Source organism: Stenotrophomonas sp. GSD10 (assembly GCF_056172695.1).
Genome location: NZ_JAOCMC010000002.1, coordinates 2,505,233 through 2,522,007 on the forward strand (window position 1 = coordinate 2,505,233; position 16,775 = coordinate 2,522,007).

At 67.3% G+C, this 16,775-nt stretch carries 18 protein-coding genes and 1 pseudogene; 12 read left to right on the plus strand and 7 right to left on the minus strand.

The window, feature by feature from the left end:
- Positions 1 to 34: 34 nt before the first annotated feature.
- The 7 genes from smc to N4G47_RS11815 all read right to left on the minus strand — a co-directional run bounded on the left by smc (position 35) and on the right by N4G47_RS11815 (position 6,104).
- Positions 35 to 3,538, minus strand: a complete 3,504-nt coding sequence (smc, locus tag N4G47_RS11785; RefSeq protein ID WP_475287327.1) for a chromosome segregation protein SMC — start codon at positions 3,536 to 3,538, stop codon at positions 35 to 37.
- A gap of 235 nt (positions 3,539 to 3,773) precedes the next feature.
- The gene (gene rplI, locus N4G47_RS11790; protein WP_107232960.1) at positions 3,774 to 4,223 is read right to left on the minus strand and encodes a 50S ribosomal protein L9; all 450 of its coding nucleotides are present in this window, start codon (positions 4,221 to 4,223) and stop codon (positions 3,774 to 3,776) included.
- 104 nt (positions 4,224 to 4,327) lie between these two features.
- The gene (gene rpsR / locus N4G47_RS11795) at positions 4,328 to 4,558 is read right to left on the minus strand and encodes a 30S ribosomal protein S18 (protein ID WP_002804494.1); all 231 of its coding nucleotides are present in this window, start codon (positions 4,556 to 4,558) and stop codon (positions 4,328 to 4,330) included.
- A gap of 11 nt (positions 4,559 to 4,569) precedes the next feature.
- On the minus strand, positions 4,570 to 5,007 hold the full coding sequence (gene rpsF, locus N4G47_RS11800; protein ID WP_107232959.1) for a 30S ribosomal protein S6: 438 nt from the start codon (positions 5,005 to 5,007) through the stop codon (positions 4,570 to 4,572).
- A 167-nt stretch (positions 5,008 to 5,174) separates the two neighbouring features.
- Positions 5,175 to 5,450, minus strand: a complete 276-nt coding sequence (locus tag N4G47_RS11805) for a CbrC family protein (protein ID WP_475287330.1) — start codon at positions 5,448 to 5,450, stop codon at positions 5,175 to 5,177.
- Positions 5,377 to 5,715 carry a CbrC family protein gene (locus tag N4G47_RS11810; RefSeq protein WP_475287332.1) on the minus strand — a complete coding sequence of 113 codons (339 nt, stop codon included), beginning with the start codon at positions 5,713 to 5,715 and terminating at the stop codon, positions 5,377 to 5,379. The genes N4G47_RS11805 and N4G47_RS11810 overlap by 74 nt, the downstream gene beginning before the upstream one ends.
- A 50-nt stretch (positions 5,716 to 5,765) precedes the next feature.
- The gene (locus tag N4G47_RS11815) at positions 5,766 to 6,104 is read right to left on the minus strand and encodes a HesB/IscA family protein (RefSeq protein WP_006452998.1); all 339 of its coding nucleotides are present in this window, start codon (positions 6,102 to 6,104) and stop codon (positions 5,766 to 5,768) included.
- A gap of 128 nt (positions 6,105 to 6,232) precedes the next feature.
- Between N4G47_RS11815 and asnS the strand changes: the two genes are divergently transcribed.
- From asnS to N4G47_RS11875, 12 genes and pseudogenes are all read left to right on the plus strand, one after another.
- Positions 6,233 to 7,627: an asparagine--tRNA ligase gene (gene asnS / locus N4G47_RS11820; RefSeq protein ID WP_150455044.1), complete on the plus strand. Its 1,395-nt coding sequence runs from the start codon at positions 6,233 to 6,235 to the stop codon at positions 7,625 to 7,627.
- A 30-nt stretch (positions 7,628 to 7,657) separates the two neighbouring features.
- On the plus strand, positions 7,658 to 7,957 hold the full coding sequence (locus N4G47_RS11825; RefSeq protein WP_099490769.1) for a hypothetical protein: 300 nt from the start codon (positions 7,658 to 7,660) through the stop codon (positions 7,955 to 7,957).
- Between the two features lie 7 nt (positions 7,958 to 7,964).
- Complete coding sequence (locus N4G47_RS11830) at positions 7,965 to 8,279, plus strand: hypothetical protein (protein ID WP_107232957.1); 315 nt, start codon at positions 7,965 to 7,967, stop codon at positions 8,277 to 8,279.
- A gap of 7 nt (positions 8,280 to 8,286) precedes the next feature.
- Positions 8,287 to 8,925, plus strand: coding sequence for an FMN-binding negative transcriptional regulator (locus N4G47_RS11835; protein ID WP_475287334.1), 639 nt, complete (start codon positions 8,287 to 8,289; stop codon positions 8,923 to 8,925).
- A gap of 72 nt (positions 8,926 to 8,997) precedes the next feature.
- Positions 8,998 to 9,660: a carbonate dehydratase gene (can, locus tag N4G47_RS11840; protein ID WP_107232955.1), complete on the plus strand. Its 663-nt coding sequence runs from the start codon at positions 8,998 to 9,000 to the stop codon at positions 9,658 to 9,660.
- Positions 9,661 to 9,680: 20 nt separating this feature from the next.
- Complete coding sequence (locus tag N4G47_RS11845) at positions 9,681 to 10,202, plus strand: 3-hydroxyanthranilate 3,4-dioxygenase (RefSeq protein WP_475287337.1); 522 nt, start codon at positions 9,681 to 9,683, stop codon at positions 10,200 to 10,202.
- Between the two features lie 160 nt (positions 10,203 to 10,362).
- Positions 10,363 to 11,636, plus strand: a pseudogene (gene kynU / locus N4G47_RS11850) (kynureninase).
- Between the two features lie 31 nt (positions 11,637 to 11,667).
- The gene (locus N4G47_RS11855; protein ID WP_475287339.1) at positions 11,668 to 13,035 is read left to right on the plus strand and encodes an FAD-dependent oxidoreductase; all 1,368 of its coding nucleotides are present in this window, start codon (positions 11,668 to 11,670) and stop codon (positions 13,033 to 13,035) included.
- On the plus strand, positions 13,035 to 14,474 hold the full coding sequence (gene sbcB, locus N4G47_RS11860) for an exodeoxyribonuclease I (RefSeq protein WP_475287341.1): 1,440 nt from the start codon (positions 13,035 to 13,037) through the stop codon (positions 14,472 to 14,474). The genes N4G47_RS11855 and sbcB overlap by 1 nt, the downstream gene beginning before the upstream one ends.
- Positions 14,471 to 15,157 carry a DUF2461 domain-containing protein gene (locus tag N4G47_RS11865; protein WP_107232950.1) on the plus strand — a complete coding sequence of 229 codons (687 nt, stop codon included), beginning with the start codon at positions 14,471 to 14,473 and terminating at the stop codon, positions 15,155 to 15,157. Before sbcB ends, N4G47_RS11865 begins: the two co-directional genes overlap by 4 nt.
- Positions 15,157 to 16,149: an aldo/keto reductase gene (locus N4G47_RS11870; RefSeq protein ID WP_475287344.1), complete on the plus strand. Its 993-nt coding sequence runs from the start codon at positions 15,157 to 15,159 to the stop codon at positions 16,147 to 16,149. The genes N4G47_RS11865 and N4G47_RS11870 overlap by 1 nt, the downstream gene beginning before the upstream one ends.
- Before the next feature lie 41 nt (positions 16,150 to 16,190).
- Complete coding sequence (locus tag N4G47_RS11875) at positions 16,191 to 16,742, plus strand: DUF2939 domain-containing protein (protein WP_475287346.1); 552 nt, start codon at positions 16,191 to 16,193, stop codon at positions 16,740 to 16,742.
- Positions 16,743 to 16,775 lie beyond the last annotated feature (33 nt).

A 16,775-nucleotide genomic window follows, 5' to 3' on the forward strand; every position in this document is an offset into this window, starting at 1 on the left:
CCGGCTGGTTCATTCAGGTAGTTAGGATGGCACGTCAGGCCGCGCCCGCCAATCGTGCGGCCTCTTCCAGGTCGACGCTGACCAGCCGGCTGACGCCCGGCTCGCGCATGGTCACGCCCGACAGCTGGTGCGCGGCCTCCATCGTCGCCTTGTTGTGGCTGACGAACAGGAACTGCACCTTTTCGCTCATTTCCTTGACCATGTTGGCCAGGCGACCGACGTTGGCCTCGTCCAGCGGTGCATCCACCTCGTCCAGCAGACAGAACGGCGCCGGGTTCAGCTGGAAGATGGCAAACACCAGCGCCACCGCAGTCATCGCCTTTTCGCCGCCGGACAGCAGCGAGATGCTGGACACGCGCTTGCCCGGCGGACGCGCCATGATGGTCACGCCGGTATCGAGCAGGTCCTCGCCGGTCAGTTCCAGATACGCATGGCCGCCACCGAACAGGCGCGGATACAGCGCCTGCACGCCGGCGTTGACGCGGTCGAAGGTGTCCTTGAAGCGGCCACGGGTCTCGCGGTCGATCTTGCGGATGGCGTCTTCCAGCGTTTCCAGCGCGGTGGTCAGATCCACATGCTGGGCATCCAGGTACTCCGAGCGCTGCGAGGCCTCGCCGTACTCGTGGATGGCGGCCAGGTTGACCGGCTCCAGCCGGCGCATGCGGCCATCGATCTGGTGCACGGCCTGCTCCCAGTCGCCCAGACGGGCGTCCTCGGGCAGTGCGTTGAGCACGTCCTGCATGACGAAACCGGCTTTCTCCACAGCGCCCTGCAAGGTCTCGGCACTGAGCACCAGCGCCTGCTGGTCCAGCTTGCGCTGCGAAATGCGTTCGCGCTGCGCCAATGCCTGTTCGTCACGCTGGTGGCGGGTCTGCTCGTAATTGCGCAGCTCGGCGTCGATGCCATCCAGCAGCGTGCGCGCTTCGGTCAGCACGCGGTCGGCGCGCACGCGCTCTTCCAGCGCATTCTGGTGCTCGGCCTGCAGCGATTCGACCGGCGAATCGCCTTCATCCAGCTGCGAGTGCAGTTCGCCCAGGCGCGAATCGAGCTGGCCACGCTGGGTGCCCATGCGCTCCAGTGCCTGGCCCAGCGACGCCAGCTGCGCCCGCTGCGATTCCAGGGTCAGGGCCAGCGAATGCGCGCGCTCGCGCACCCCGCGTGCGGCATCGCGTGCGAGGTCGCGGGCCTCGGTCAGCTGGCGGCGTTCACCTTCCAGCCGCTGCCGGGTCGACTCCAGGTCGCCCATGCTGCTGACCGCGTTCTCCAGCCGCGAACGGGCTTCGCGCGCCTGCTCGCTGTTGGCTTCCAGCGTTTCCTGCAGCTGCCTCAGTTCGCCTTCGATGCGATCGATGCGGGTGCGCGCGGCCTCGACCTTGCCCTGCTGGCCCTGCAACTGGCCGGCCAGCTCGGACACCGCACGATGCGCCTGGTAGAGCGTGCGCTGCGCGTCCTCGCGCTGCTGCTCGGCCGCCAGCAACTGCTCGCGGAAGCCGGACAGCTGCTCTTCCAGCGCAGCCTCGCGCTCCTGCAGCTGCTCGATCTGCTCGCGCAGTTCGTTGATCTCGCGTTCGCGCAGCAGGGCTCCCTGCTGGGCCGCACCGGAGCGCGACACGCGCAGCCAGCCCTGGCCCAGGCGTTCGCCGCCCTGGGTGATGATCGAATCGCCGTCGGGCAAGCCTGCCTGCAGCGCCTTGGCCTCGGCCAGATCCCGGGCACCATGCAGATGCGCCAGCAGCCGACGGATCGCCGCCGGGCCACGCACGCGTGCAGCCAGCGAGGTCGGCGCGACCTTCAGCTCGGCATCGTCATGGGCAACCAGCGCGATATGACCCTCGCCGAGTTCGCCCAGTGCATCGACCAGGCGGGCCGGCTCATCGACCAGCACGCCTTCGATCAGCTCGCCGAGCGCGCTTTCCACCGCGTTTTCCCAGCCGGCATCGACATCCAGGCGCTCGCCGACGCGTGCAGCCGAATCCAGCCCACGGGCCTTCAGCCAGGCGACCGCCGCGCCCTGCTCCTGGCCAAGCGCAGCCTGCTGCAAGGTTTCCAGCGATGCCAGCCTGCCGCGCAGGGCGTTGGCCTGCTTGCGCAGCTCGGCCAGTTCGTTCTGGCCCGCGCGCTGCTGTTCCTGCACGGCGGCGACACCTTCCTTGCGCTGCTCGACCTCCTCGGTCAGCTCATCCAGTGCGGTCTTCTGCGTGTCGTGCTGCAGGTGCAGCTGCTCGAAGGCGTCCTCCAGCGCGTCCACGTCCAGCCCGGCACGTTCGGCGGCCAGCGCCTCGCGGCGCCGGTCGGCGTCGAGGATCTGCTTGTCCAGGTAGTCCACACGGGTGCGCTCGACATCGCCGGCGCGCGAAGCTTCCGAACTCTGTGAGGTGTGCTGTTCCCAGCGCTGCTGCCAGCCGGCCAGACGGTCCTCGGCCTCGCGCAGGCTTTCCTGCTTGATCTCGTTCTCTTCCTGCAACGCCTCCAGCTGCGGGCTCGCCGCGTCCACGGCCTCGCGCAGTACGCCCAGCCTGGCCTCATCACCACTGATGTGCTGGCCCAGTTCGGCCAGGGCCTGGCGGGTCTCATCGCGGGCCTTGTGCAGGCGCTGCGACAGCTCGCGCTGATGCTGGATCTGCTGTTCCAGGCGCGCGAGCGTGCTGCCCACCTGGTAGACCGCCGCCTGTGCGGTGTTGAGCGCATCGGCGGCCTCTTCGCGGCGCACGCGCGAGGTCTCGATACGGGCCTCGGCGTCGCGCTGGTCGGCAATCAGCTGCTGCAGCCTGGTCTCTTCCTGCGACAGCCCTTCGCGCAGCTTCGACAGGCGACCGTCCAGGCCCCGGAACTCCAGCGCCTTCCATTCGGCATCCTTGACCCGGCGCTCTTCCTGCAGCGCCTGGTATTGCTCGGCCTGCCTGGCCTGGCGCTTGAGGTGTTCCAGCTGCTTGCTGATCTCGTCACGCAGGTCACCCAGCCGGTCCAGGTTCTCGCGGGTATGGCGGATGCGGGTCTCGGTCTCCTTGCGGCGCTCCTTGTACTTGGAGATGCCGGCGGCCTCTTCCAGGTACACACGCAGGTCTTCCGGGCGCGCCTCGATGATCTGGCTGATCATGCCCTGCTCGATGATCGAGTAGCTGCGCGGGCCCAGGCCGGTACCGAGGAACAGGTCGGTGATGTCGCGGCGGCGGCACTTGGTGCCGTTGAGGTAGTAGTTGCTGGTGCCGTCGCGACTGACCGTGCGCTTGACCGAGATTTCGTTGAACGAGGCGTACTCGCCGGAAATCGTGTGATCCGAGTTGTCGAAGATCAGCTCGACGGTGGCCTGCGAGACCGGCTTGCGGGCATTGGAACCGGAGAAGATCACGTCGGTCAGCGAGTCGCCGCGCAGGCGGCTGGCCGAACTCTCGCCCATGACCCAGCGCACGGCGTCGATGATGTTCGACTTGCCGCAGCCATTGGGCCCCACCACGCCGGTCATGTTGGTCGGCAGGTGCAGGGTGGTCGGATCGACGAACGACTTGAAGCCGGACAGCTTGATCGTGGAAAGACGCATAGAGGTTCCGGACTGGGGCCGGCGAGCGGCCTGCATTTACCCTCCAAGTCATTGATCCTACTGGGATCGCCGACCGTGGAACAGGTGTGACGCCCTGAGTATACCGATGTGGCCGTGTTCTACGAATGGGGGTGGAATCCGGGCCCCCTTCCGGCCAGCGGCCGGGCCCACAAAACAAAACGGGCACCCTTGCGGGCGCCCGTTCTGCGGTGATGCCAGGCCTTGCGGCGTGGTATCAGGCTTCGGCGACGATGACGACCTTGACGGTGGTCTCGACGTCGGCGTGCAGGTGAACCAGCACGTCGTACTCGCCGATGTTGCGGTAAGCACCTTCGCCCAGGATCACTTCGCTCTTTTCCAGCGGCAGGCCGGCAGCGGTGAAGGCTTCGGCGATATCGCGCGGGCCGACCGAGCCGTACAGCTTGCCTTCGGTCGAAGCATTGGCGGCGATGGTCACGCTCGCGCCTTCCAGCTTGGCCTTGCGGCTCTCAGCGTCGGCGTGGATGGCCTGGGCCTTGGCTTCGTATTCGGCGCGCTTGGCTTCGAACTCGGCCTTGTTGCTCTCGGTGGCCGGCACGGCCTTGCCCTGCGGCACGAGGAAGTTGCGGCCATAGCCCGGCTTCACATCAACCAGGTCGCCCAGGTTGCCGAGGTTGGTGACTTTCTGCAGGAGGATCAGCTGCATGGTATTGCTCCAGATGAGTTATTCGTTAGCGAGGCGATGCCCCGCAACAAAGGCTGTCCGAATAGCTGGCACAGCGGGGGCGGCACGGGGCCGCCCCGCCGGCATCAGACGTCGTGGTTGTCGGTGTACGGGATCAGGGCCAGGAAGCGAGCGCGCTTGACGGCGGTCGCCAGCTGACGCTGGTACTTCGACTTGGTACCGGTGACGCGGCTCGGCACGATCTTGCCGTTCTCGGTCAGGTACTGGCGCAGGGTGTTGAGATCCTTGTAGTCGATCTCCTTCACACCTTCAGCCGTGAACTTGCAGAACTTGCGGCGACGGAAGAACTTGGACATGGGAAGGCTCCTTAGGCGGCAGAAGCGGCGTCGTCGCCGGCTTCGTTGTCAGCGGTGGTGGTGGACTCGCCTTCTTCGTCGTCACGACGACGGCGCTCACCGCGCTCCGGCTTGTCACCCTTCTCGTCCTTGCTCTTCATGATCAGCGACTGCTCGGTGTCAGCCTCGTCACGCTTGATGACCAGGTTGCGCAGCACGGCGTCGTTGAAGCGGAAGCTTTCGGTCAGCTCGTTCAGAACGGTCTGGTCGGCTTCGATGTTCATCAGCACGTAGTGGGCCTTCACCAGGTTCTGGATCGGGTACGCCAGCTGGCGGCGGCCCCAGTCTTCCAGACGGTGGATGGTGCCGTTGCCGTTCTCGACCAGCGACTTGTAGCGCTCGATCATGGCCGGGACCTGCTCGCTCTGGTCCGGGTGGACCATGAACACGATTTCGTAATGACGACTCATGTTTTTTCTACCTTTCGGATGTGGCCTTGCGGCCGGACAGCCCCCGCCGTTGAGACCGCGGTGGGGCAAGGATTCCCGCCAAGGAGGCAGGAAGCCGCGCATTATGGCGCAGATGGGGGTTGTGGGCAACCAGGCGCCCCGCCGGCAATCTGAACCCGGCAGCGTATTCAGCCCACATCGACGTGAAGGCGGTGCTGGCCGCACTCCAGGCACTGGAACAGGCAACCGACCATCTCACCGTCACGGGTCAGGTGTTCCAGCACCCAGTCGGCGTCGCCCGGGTTGACCTCCGCCACGTCCGGCCGGACCTGATCCCGGATGGGCAGCAGGTCCTCGCCACCGGCGAATCCGAGGAACGCGCAGGGCCGTTCACAATGGCTGAGCCAGACCGACTGCTGCCAGGACCGATAGCCCGGCGTGCGCTCGCAGATCTCCAGCAGCATCTCTCGGGGAGGGTCGGCGGCGGGTCGGCCGGGTCCGGCGACACCCCTCGATATCACTCCAGCCGGTGAATTCGCCCTCGAAGCGTGCCGACGCACTGCCATCGGCGATGCACCACGGGCACAGGTAATCGGGCTTCAGGGCGGTGTAGAACGGCCCGCAGTAGCGCAGCGCCCGCGGCTGGCCGCAGCCGTCACAGACCCCATCGACCGCTTCGAAGGCGGTCGCGTAGGCGTTGGGGTGATAGGTGAAAACCGGGCGTTCCATCCGTGGGTCCTTCGTGCCGGGCCATGCCCGGCGGGTGCCGCAACCGTGCGTCAGGCCTTGTCGGCGTCGGTGGTGAAGCTCTCGCCGCAGCCGCACTCGGCGGTGGCGTTGGGGTTGCTGAACGTGAACGTCTCGCTCAGGCCGTGCTTGCCGAAGTCGATCACGGTGCCGTCCACCAGCGCCAGGCTCTTGGCGTCGACATAGATCTTCACGCCGTCCTGGTCGAACACGGTGTCGCCCTCGCGCTCGTCGCGGGCCAGGTCGGTCACGTGGCCCCAGCCGGAACAGCCGGTCTTGGTCACGCCGAAGCGCAGGCCGAGCGCGCCGGGGGTCTGGGCGACAAAGCGCTGCACGCGCTCGAAGGCAATGGGGGTCAGGCTGACAGCCATGGGGCTACTCCAGAGGTACGGGGACATTATAAGGAGCCGTTGCCACGAAAAATGCCTCGCAAGCGGAACGCTGCAACCGGTAAACTCCCGTGTTCACAGATCGAGTCGATCAGCAGAGGATTCAAGTCATGACGGTGGTCAGCGTTGAACATGCGCTTGCCGGGAAGATCCCGGAAGGCGGCGAAGTCACGGTACGCGGATGGGTGCGCACGGTGCGCGGTTCAGCGAATCTGGCCTTCGTGAATGTGAGCGACGGCTCCTGCTTCGCCCCGATCCAGGTCGTGGCCAACGACACCCTGGCCAACTTCGACGAGATCAAGCGCCTGACCAGCGGCTGCTCGGTCATCGCCACCGGCACCCTGGTGAAGTCGCAGGGCAAGGGCCAGTCGTTCGAGATCCAGGCCAGCGCGCTGGAAGTGGTCGGCTGGGTGGAAGACCCGCTCACCTACCCGATCCAGCCCAAGCCGATGTCGCCGGAGTTCCTGCGTGAAGTGGCGCACCTGCGCCCGCGCACCAACCTGTTCGGCGCGGTCACCCGCATCCGCAACTGCCTGGCCCAGGCCGTGCACCGCTTCTTCCACGAGAACGGCTTCAACTGGATCAGCACCCCGATCATCACCACCTCCGATGCCGAAGGCGCCGGCCAGATGTTCCGCGTGTCCACCCTGGACATGGTGAACCTGCCGCGTGACGAGAAGGGTGCGATCGATTTCAGCCGCGACTTCTTCGGCAAGGAAACCTTCCTGACCGTGTCCGGCCAGCTGAACGTCGAGGCCTACTGCCTGGCGCTGAGCAAGGTCTACACCTTCGGCCCGACCTTCCGCGCCGAGAACAGCCACACCACCCGCCACCTGGCGGAGTTCTGGATGATCGAGCCGGAAATCGCCTTCGCCGACCTGGCCGAAGACGCGCGCCTGGCCGAAGAGTTCCTGAAGTACCTGTTCCGCGCGGTGCTGAACGAGCGTGGCGACGATCTGGCCTTCATCGCCGAGCGCGTGGACAAGAACGCGATCACCAAGCTGGAAGACTTCATCAATGCGCCGTTCGAGCGCATCGACTACACCGATGCGGTCAGCCTGCTGCAGAAGTCCGGCAGGAAGTTCGACTTCCCGGTCGAATGGGGCCTGGACCTGCAGACCGAGCACGAGCGCTGGCTGACCGAGGAACACGTCGGCCGCCCGGTGGTGGTGACCAACTATCCGGAGCACATCAAGGCCTTCTACATGCGCCTGAACGACGACGGCAGGACCGTTGCCGCGATGGACGTGCTGGCCCCGGGCATCGGCGAGATCATCGGCGGCAGCCAGCGCGAAGAGCGCCTGGACGTGCTGGACGCGCGCATGGCCCAGTTCGGCCTGGACCGTGAGCACTACAGCTGGTACCGCGATTTCCGCCGCTATGGCTCGGTGCCGCACGCCGGCTTCGGCCTCGGCTTTGAACGCCTGGTGGTCTACGTCTGCGGCCTGTCCAACATCCGCGATGCGATCCCCTACCCGCGTGCCCCGGGCAGCGCGGACTTCTAAGCCCCATACGACCACGGAGGTACGGCCCCCATGACCCTGTTCTTCGCCCTCTGTTTCGTCGGCGTTGCAGTGGCCGGGTTCAGTGCCTTCGTGATCTTCTGGCCGTTGACCCTGGTGCACGTGCGCGACCGCCATCCGGCGCTCGCCGCGCGCTTCGGCAGCGGCGCCTTCCTCAAGCCCGACGCCCTGGGCTGGCTGCTGCGCCGCGACTATCGGCAGCAACCGGACCGCTCGCTGTCCGGGCTGGCGACACCGGCCTGGGTATCGCTGCTGACCCTGCTGGCCGGACTGGGCATGGCTGCCCTGCTCTGGCTGGCCTCGCTCTGGTAATACGCTCATGAATGACATCACCGCCTCGCGCGACAGCTGGTGGCTGGCCAGCCTCGGCAACACCCTGATCTGGGCCCGCCTGCGCGTGCGTCCGGCCGGCACCGCCGAAGTGCTCGACAGCGATGGCAATACCCTCAGCTACGACAGCGAGGACACCGCCCGCGCGCAGCTGTTCGACGCCGAATTCGTCGAGTTCGATGGCCTGGACGAGGAAGACGCGCTGGTGCGCGGCTTCAGCCTGCACGAGGTGCAGCCGCCGCACGCCGACAGTGACGAAGGCCTGCGTGGCCGCATGGTGCAGTCGCTCGGCGGGCGCGCCTGAGCCGGACATGTTCACCCCGCGCGCCTTCGCCGAGACCGACCTGCTCTGGCTGGATCGCCTGCTGGCGCGTGACCCGTTCGTCACCGTGCTCACCGTCGGCAGCGACGGCCTGCCCGAGCTGACCAGGATGCCGGTTCTGTACCAGCGTGACGGGCAGCAGATCGAACTGCGCGGCCACTGGGCCCGCGCCAACCCGCAGTCGCGCCACAGCGGCGCGGCCAAGGTGCTGGTCGACGGCCCGCATGGCTACGTCTCGGCCAGCTGGTATCCGGACAAGGAGCCCGCCGCGCGGGTACCTACCTGGAACTACGCCGCCGCCGAGCTGCGCGGCCAGCTGCACACCTTCGACGACACCGATGCGCTGGCCGGACTGGTCGGCGCGATCAGCGACCGCTTCGAAGCCAGCGTCGGCCAGGCCTGGCAGTTCGATGCCACGCGCGCCGAACACGGCCCGGAACTGCGCGCCATCGTCGGCTTCCGTTTCCAGGTCGAGTACGTGCAGCTGAAGCTCAAGCTCAGCCAGAACCATCCCGAGGCCAACCAGCAGGCGGTGATCGCCGCGCTGGAGGCACTGGCCAACCCTTCTTCCCAGGAGCTGGCGCAATGGATGCGCTGGCACCGCGAACAGGCTGCCCGCAGCGACTGATCGCCCCTGTTCCCGCGACGCTGCAGCCGGATGGCTGCGGCGAGCCCCCACCCGACGCCAGGGATACCGCACATGAAAGACATCCATCGCCTGCTGCAGAACAACCGCGACTGGGCCGACCGCATCGCCCAGGAAGATCCGGAGTTCTTCCACCAGCTGGCCAAGCAGCAGCATCCGGAGTACCTGTGGATCGGCTGCTCCGACTCGCGCGTGCCCGCCAACCAGATCATCGGCATGGCCCCGGGCGAAGTCTTCGTGCATCGCAACGTCGCCAACGTGGTGGCGCACAGCGACCTGAACTGCCTGAGCGTGGTGCAGTACGCGGTGGACCAGCTGAAGGTGAAGCACATCCTGATCGTCGGCCACTACGGCTGCGGCGGCGTGCATGCCTGCCTGCACAACACCCGCGTCGGCCTGGCCGACAACTGGCTGCGGCACGTCGGCGATGTCGTGCAGAAGCACCAGGGCATCCTCGATGCGATCGACGATGACGAGCTGAAGCATGCACGCCTGTGCGAACTGAACGTGATCGAGCAGGTCGCCAACCTGTGCCGCTCGACCATCGTCGAGGACGCCTGGGCGCGCGGCCAGAAGCTGATGGTGCACGGCTGGGTCTACAGCCTGAAGAACGGCCGGGTCAGCGAGATGGGCATCGACGTCGGTGCACCGGAAGAGCTCAAGCCGGCCTATGAAAAGGCCCTGTCCTACGTGCCGCGCCAGGGCCGGCGCGACTGACCTCACTACGGACCACGACCATGCTCGCCTCGCCGATCAACCTGCACGCCTGGATCGAAGAACATCGCCACCTGCTGAAACCGCCGGTGGGCAACAAGATGATCGACAACGGCGACTTCATCGTGATGGTGGTGGGCGGGCCGAACTCGCGCACCGACTACCACTACGACGAAGGCCCGGAGTGGTTCTACCAGCTCGAAGGCGAGATGGTGCTGAAGGTGCAGGAAGACGGCGCGGTGCGCGACATTCCGATCCGCGCCGGCGAGATCTTCCTGCTGCCGGCCAGGGTGCCGCACTCGCCGCGGCGCCCGCCCGGCGGTGTCGGCCTGGTGGTCGAACGCAAGCGCCTGCCGCATGAACGTGACGGCGTGATCTGGCACTGCGAGCGCTGCAACCACAAGCTCTACGAAGAGTATTTCACGCTGCAGAACATCGAGACCGATCTGCCCAAGGTCTTTGCCAGGTACCAGGCCAGCCTTGAACTGCGCACCTGCGGCCAGTGCGGGCACGTGGACCCGTTGCCGGCGCCGGCGGCGGGCTGATCTCCCGCCCTTGTAGAGCCGAGCCCATGCTCGGCTGCGAGGGCCCACAGCCGAGCATGGGCTCGGCTCTACAGGTTCGGCGGCATGCACGCATCCCTGCCACCGGGTACGCCATCCCAAGCGCTACACTGGCCGTCCCGTTGCAGCCTGTTGCCCAACCATGTCCGACCTGCTCAGCCGCACCCACGCCATTGCCCTGGACGCCGCCGATCCGCTGCGCCCGCTGCGAAACGAATTCCTTATTCCGCGCCATGGCGGCGGCGAACAGACCTACTTCGTCGGCAACTCGCTGGGCCTGCAGCCGCGCGGTGCGCAGGCGGCAGTGCAGGAGGTGATGAAGCAGTGGGGCGAGCTGGCGGTGGAAGGCCACTTCACCGGCCCGACGCAGTGGCTGTCCTACCACCGTCTGGTGAGCGCGCAGCTGGCCCGCGTGGTCGGCGCACTGCCCAGCGAAGTGGTGGCCATGAACACGCTGAGTGTGAACCTGCACCTGATGATGGTCAGCTTCTACCGGCCGACGGCCGAGCGCCCGGTGATCCTGATGGAGGCCGGCGCGTTCCCCACCGATCGCCATGCCGTCGAGGCACAGATCCGCTTCCACGGCTTCGACCCCGCCGAATGCCTGGTGGAAGTACAGCCCGATGAGCCCAATGGCACGATTTCGCCGGTGGCGATCGAACGCGCCATCACCGAGCACGGCCCTCGCCTGGCGCTGGTGCTGTGGCCGGGCGTGCAGTACCGCACCGGCCAGGCCTTCGACCTGGACGCGATCACCCGCGCGGCGCGACTGCAGGGCGCGCGCATCGGCTTCGACCTGGCCCATTCGGTGGGCAACCTGCCACTGCGCCTGCATGAGGTGGCCCCCGATTTCGCCGTGTGGTGCCACTACAAGTACCTCAACAGCGGCCCGGGCGCGGTTGCCGGCGCCTTCGTGCACGAGCGCCACCACCGCGACACCACGCTGCCGCGCTTTGCCGGCTGGTGGGGCCATGAAGAGAGCACCCGCTTCCAGATGGCGCCGCAGTTCACCCCGGCCATCGGTGCCGAAGGCTGGCAGCTGAGCAATCCGCCGATCCTCGGCCTGGCCCGCTGCGCGCCTCACTGGACCTGTTCGAGCGTGCCGGCATGGAGACGCTGCGCAGCAAATCGCTGGCACTGACCGGCATGCTTGAAGCGCTGGTACGCGCGCGCCTGTCCAGCGTGCTGGACATCATCACTCCGGCCGATCCGCAGCGCCGTGGCTGCCAGCTGTCGCTGCGCGTGATCGGCGGCCGTGAGCGCGGCCGTGCCCTGTTCGAGCACCTGCGTGGCATCGGCGTGCTCGGCGACTGGCGCGAACCGGACGTCATCCGCATCTCGCCCACCCCGCTCTACAACCGCTACCTGGACGTGCACCACTTCGTCGAGGAAGTGGAAGCCTGGGCCGGCCTGTAAGCCGGCCCCTCCCCTACTGCTGGACAGTTCGTTGATCGCACACGCTTCCCGCTCGTTGAGCATTATCGGCGCCGGCCTGGCCGGATCCCTGCTGGCCATCCTGCTGTCACGCCAGGGCTGGCGCATCACCCTGTACGAACGCCGCGGCGATCCGCGCATCGCCGATTACGAGAGCGGCCGTTCGATCAACCTGGCCTTGGCCGAGCGCGGACGCAACGCGCTGCGCCAGGCCGGCGTGGAGGACGAGGTGATGGCGCGCGCGGTGATGATGCGTGGGCGCATGGTGCACCCGCGCGAAGGCGAACCGCAGCTGCAGCGCTATGGCCGCGATGACAGCGAAGTGATCTGGTCGATCCACCGCAGCGACCTGAACACCACGCTGCTGGAGCTGGCCGAACAGGCCGGTGCCACCGTGCACTTCCATCGCCGCCTGCACACCGTGGACTTCGATGCCGGCTACGCACGCTTCATCGACGACCGCGATGACAGCCCGCATGACATCCACTTCGACACCCTGATCGGTGCAGACGGCGCCGGCTCGGCACTGCGTGCGGCGATGAACCGGCGCGCACCGCTGGGCGAGGACATCGCCTTCCTCGACCACTCCTACAAGGAGCTGGAGATTCCGCCGGCCGCCGACGGCAGCTTCCGTATCGAACGCAATGCGCTGCACATCTGGCCGCGCGGCCACTACATGTGCATCGCCCTGCCCAACCACGAAGGCACCTTCACCGTCACCCTGTTCCTGCCCAACCAGGGTGATCCCAGCTTCGCCACGGTCAACACCGGGGCGCAGGCCGAGGCACTGTTTGCGCGCGAGTTCGCCGATACCCTGCCGCTGATCCCGAACCTGCGCGCAGACTGGGAACAGCACCCACCCGGCCTGCTCGGCACGCTCACCCTGGAACGCTGGCACCAGCAGGGCCGCGCGGTGCTGATCGGCGATGCCGCCCATGCCATGGTGCCGTTCCACGGCCAGGGCATGAACTGCGCGTTCGAGGATTGCGTGGCTCTGGCCCGCCACCTGATGGAAGCGGACGACCTGGAAGGCGCGTTCGCGGCGTTCGAGAGCGAGCGCAAGCCGAACGCGCGCGCAATCCAACAGATGGCGCTGGAGAACTATCTGGAAATGCGCGACCGTGTGGCCGATCCTGCGTTCCTGCTGCAACGCGAGCTGGAGCAGGAGCTGCAGCGGCGCTGGCCGGCCCGCTTCGTGCCGCACTACACCATGGTCACCTTCCTGCACACGCCGTATGCCGAAGCACTGCGCCGCACCGAACTGCAGCGCGACATGCTGGTGGCGGCCACCGCCGGCCACGATTCACTGGACAACATCGACTGGGCTGCACTGGAAGCGCAGATCCATGCGCAGCTGCCGGTTTTGGAGGGCGCGCACTGATGGCTGACAGCTTCCTGTTCTACGACCTGGAAACCTTCGGCCAGGATCCGCGGCGTACGCGCATCTCACAGTTCGCCGCGATCCGCACCGACGCCGACCTCAACGAGATCGACACCCCGGCCAGCTTCTTCGTGCGCCCGGCCGATGACCTGCTGCCCTCGCCGATGGCCACCCTGGTCACCGGCATCACACCGCAGCAGGCCCTGGCTGAAGGCATCAGCGAGGCCGAGGCGTTCGACCGCATCAACGAACTGCTGTCGCGGCCCGGCACCTGCGCACTGGGCTACAACACGCTGCGCTTCGATGACGAGTTCGTCCGCTACGGCCTGTTCCGCAACTTCCACGACCCGTACGAGCGCGAGTGGCGCAACGGCAATTCGCGCTGGGACCTGCTGGACATGCTGCGGCTGATGCGCGCGATGCGCCCGGATGGCATCCAGTGGCCGCTGCGCGAGGACGGCGCCACCTCGTTCAAGCTGGAACATCTGGCCGAAGCCAACCACGTGCGCGAAGGCGATGCGCACGAAGCGCTTTCGGACGTGCGCGCCACCATCGGCATGGCGCGCCTGTTCAAGCAGTCGCAACCCCGCCTGTGGGACTACGCACTGAAACTGCGCGACAAGCGCTTCGTCGGCAGCCTGCTGGATGTGGCCGCGCTCAAGCCGGTGCTGCATATCTCCATGCGCTACCCGGCCAGCCGCCTATGCGCCGCACCGGTACTCCCGCTGGCGGTGCATCCGACCATCAACAACCGGGTGATCGTGTTCGACCTGGACGGCGACATCGACGACCTGCTGGAACTGCCCGCCGAGGTGATCGCGCAGCGGCTGTACATGCGCGCCAGCGAACTGCCCGAAGGCGTGGCGCGGGTACCGCTGAAGGAAGTGCATCTGAACAAGGTGCCGGCGCTGATCGCCTGGAACCACCTGCGTGCCGATGACCATGCGCGGTTGGGCCTGGACGTGGCGGCGATCGAGGCCAAGGTCGAGCGCCTGCGCGCGTTCGCCCCGCAACTGGCCGAGAAGGCGCGCCAGGTCTACAACCAGCCACGCGCGGCCACCGTGGCCGACGTCGATGCCTCGCTGTATGACGGCTTCCTCGGCAACGGCGACAAGCCGCTGCTGGCGCTGGCCCGCACCACCGCGCCAGAACAGCTGGCCGCACTGGAAGGCCGCTTCCGCGACCCACGCCTGCCCGAGCTGCTGTTCCGCTATCGTGCGCGCAACCATCCCGGCAGCCTCGCGCCGGCTGAACGCCAGCGCTGGCAGGATTACCGCCGCCAGCGCCTGCTCGGAGACGGCGGCCTGGGCGAACTCAACCTGCCCCAGTACCAGCAGCAGCTGGATGCACTGGCCGCCGAAGCGCCCGATGACACCCGGCGCCAGGCCCTGCTGCAATCGCTGCGCGACTGGGGCCAGCACCTGCAGGAGACGCTGTGAGCACTTATTTCTCGGACGCCAGCTTCAGGTTCCTGCGCAGCCTCGCGCGGCACAACGACAAGGCCTGGTTCAACGACCACCGCCAGCAGTACGAAGACCACGTGCGGCAGCCGTTCCTGCGCCTGCTGGGCGATCTGCAACCGGCGCTGGCCGAGGTCAGCGAGCACTTCCGCGCCGATACCCGTGGTGTCGGTGGCTCGCTGTTCCGCATCCATCGCGACGCGCGTTTTTCCAACGACAAGTCGCCCTACAAGACCTGGCAGGGCGCGCGCCTGTTCCATGAGCGCCGCCGCGAAGTGGCCGCGCCCTCGTTCTACGTGCATCTGCAGCCGGGCGAGAGCTTCGTCGGCGCAGGCCTGTGGCACCCGGAGCCGGAGACCCAGCGCCGCGTGCGCCATTTCATCCTCGACAACCCGGGCAGCTGGAAGGCCGCCGCGCATGCACCGGCCCTGCGCAAGCGCTTCGATTTCGAGGAAAGCGAGAAGCTGGTGCGCCCGCCGCGCGGCTTCCCGGCCGACTTCGAGTTCATCGACGACCTCAAGCACCGCAACTGGGTGATGTGGCGCTCGCTGGACGACGCTACGATGACCGGGCCGCGCCTGTTGTCCACGCTGGGCAAGGATCTGGCCGGGCTGGGCCCGTTCGTCGACTACCTGTGCGCGGCATTGGACCTGGAATTCTGATGTCGCCGCCGTCTGCGCTGGCGCGCCAGCGGCGGGTGCTGGGCCGTACCGGCCTGGCGGTTTCACCGGTCGGCCTGGGCTGCTCAGGGTTCTGGGGCCATCGCCGTTTTCCCGAAGAGGCGGCGGCAGCCGTGGTCGCGCATGCACTGGCCCATGGCGTGAATCTGCTGGACACCGGGCACAACTACGCCGGCTTCCATGCCGAGCCGCGCCTGGGCCGCATTCTTCGCCCGCTGCTGAAACACTACTCGCGCGATGCGCTGGTGATCTCCAGCAAGGGCGGCACGCTGACCGGCCAGGCCGGCATCAGCGGTGCCGAGCAGCGCAACTTCTCGCCTGCGGCCATCACCGCCAGTTGCGAAGCCTCGCTGCGCAACCTCGGCCTGGACCATCTGGACATCTACCAGCTGCATGGCGCCAGCGAACACGACATCAACGACGATCTGCTGGCCGCGCTGCAACGCCTGCGCGAGCGGGGGCTGATCCGGCACACCGGCATCAACACCCACTCCGCATCGACCCTGCGCTGGATGATCGCCCACCCCACCGCCTTCGATATGGTGCTGCTGGACTACAACGCCCTGCAGCAGGACCGCGAACCGCTGATCGACCAGCTGCACGCCGCCGGCATCGGCGTGCTGGCAGGCACGGTGCTGGCACAGGGCCACCTGCTGCCCGCGCGCCCGCGCCTGCCGCGGCTGGCCGATGGTTGGTACCTGGCGCGTGCCTGGCTCAAACCGAGCAGCCGGCAACTGATGCGCAGCGCCCGCACCATGCGCAGCGCCATGGCCGCGATCAACAGCCAGCGCCCGGCGCAGACCGCCTTCGCCTACGCGCTGGGCTACCCCGGCGTGGCCAGCGGGATCCTTGGCACCACCCGCATCGGCAGCCTGGATGAAGTGCTGGCCACACGGTTGGAGGCACTGAGCGCTGCCGAGCGCCAGCAACTGGTGGACGCCTTCGGAGATGGCCGCGGCTCACCCAGTCATTGAGTCTTCACCCGGCACGGCCGCCGTTGCGGCAGTCTGGGCGCATGAAAAAGCTCACTGCCCTCGCAATCCTGCTGGTCCTGGCGCTGGCGGCCTGGTGGTTTGGCGGCCCCTACATGGCCGTCAACGGCTTGTCCAAGGCCATCGAGCAGCGTGACACCGCGCGCCTGGAGCGCTACGTGGACTTCCCGCGTGTTCGCAGCAGCCTGCGCGCCCAGCTCAACGACTACCTGGTACGCCAGGCCGGTCCGGATGTGGCGGCCAGCCCATTCGGCGCCCTCCTCTACGGCCTGGGCGACCAGCTGGGCGGTGCCGCCGTGGACACCATGGTCAGTCCCGCCGGGATCGGCGCAATGCTGCAGGGCCACGTGCTGTGGAAGCGCGGCCGCAATGAGCTGCAGGGCGGCGATGCCTTCGGCCCGACCGAACCGGCGCGGCCGTTGAAGAACGCCGAACACCATTTCGAAGCGCTGGACCGCTTCGTGATCGACGTCGATCGCGGCCCCGGCCAGCCGCCCTTGAAGGTCGTGCTGGAACCGCAGGGCCTGCGCTGGAAGGTGGTGGACCTGCAGCTGGGGATGTCGGGCACGCATTGACCGGTAGCGGCCCACCTTGGTGGGCAGTGATGC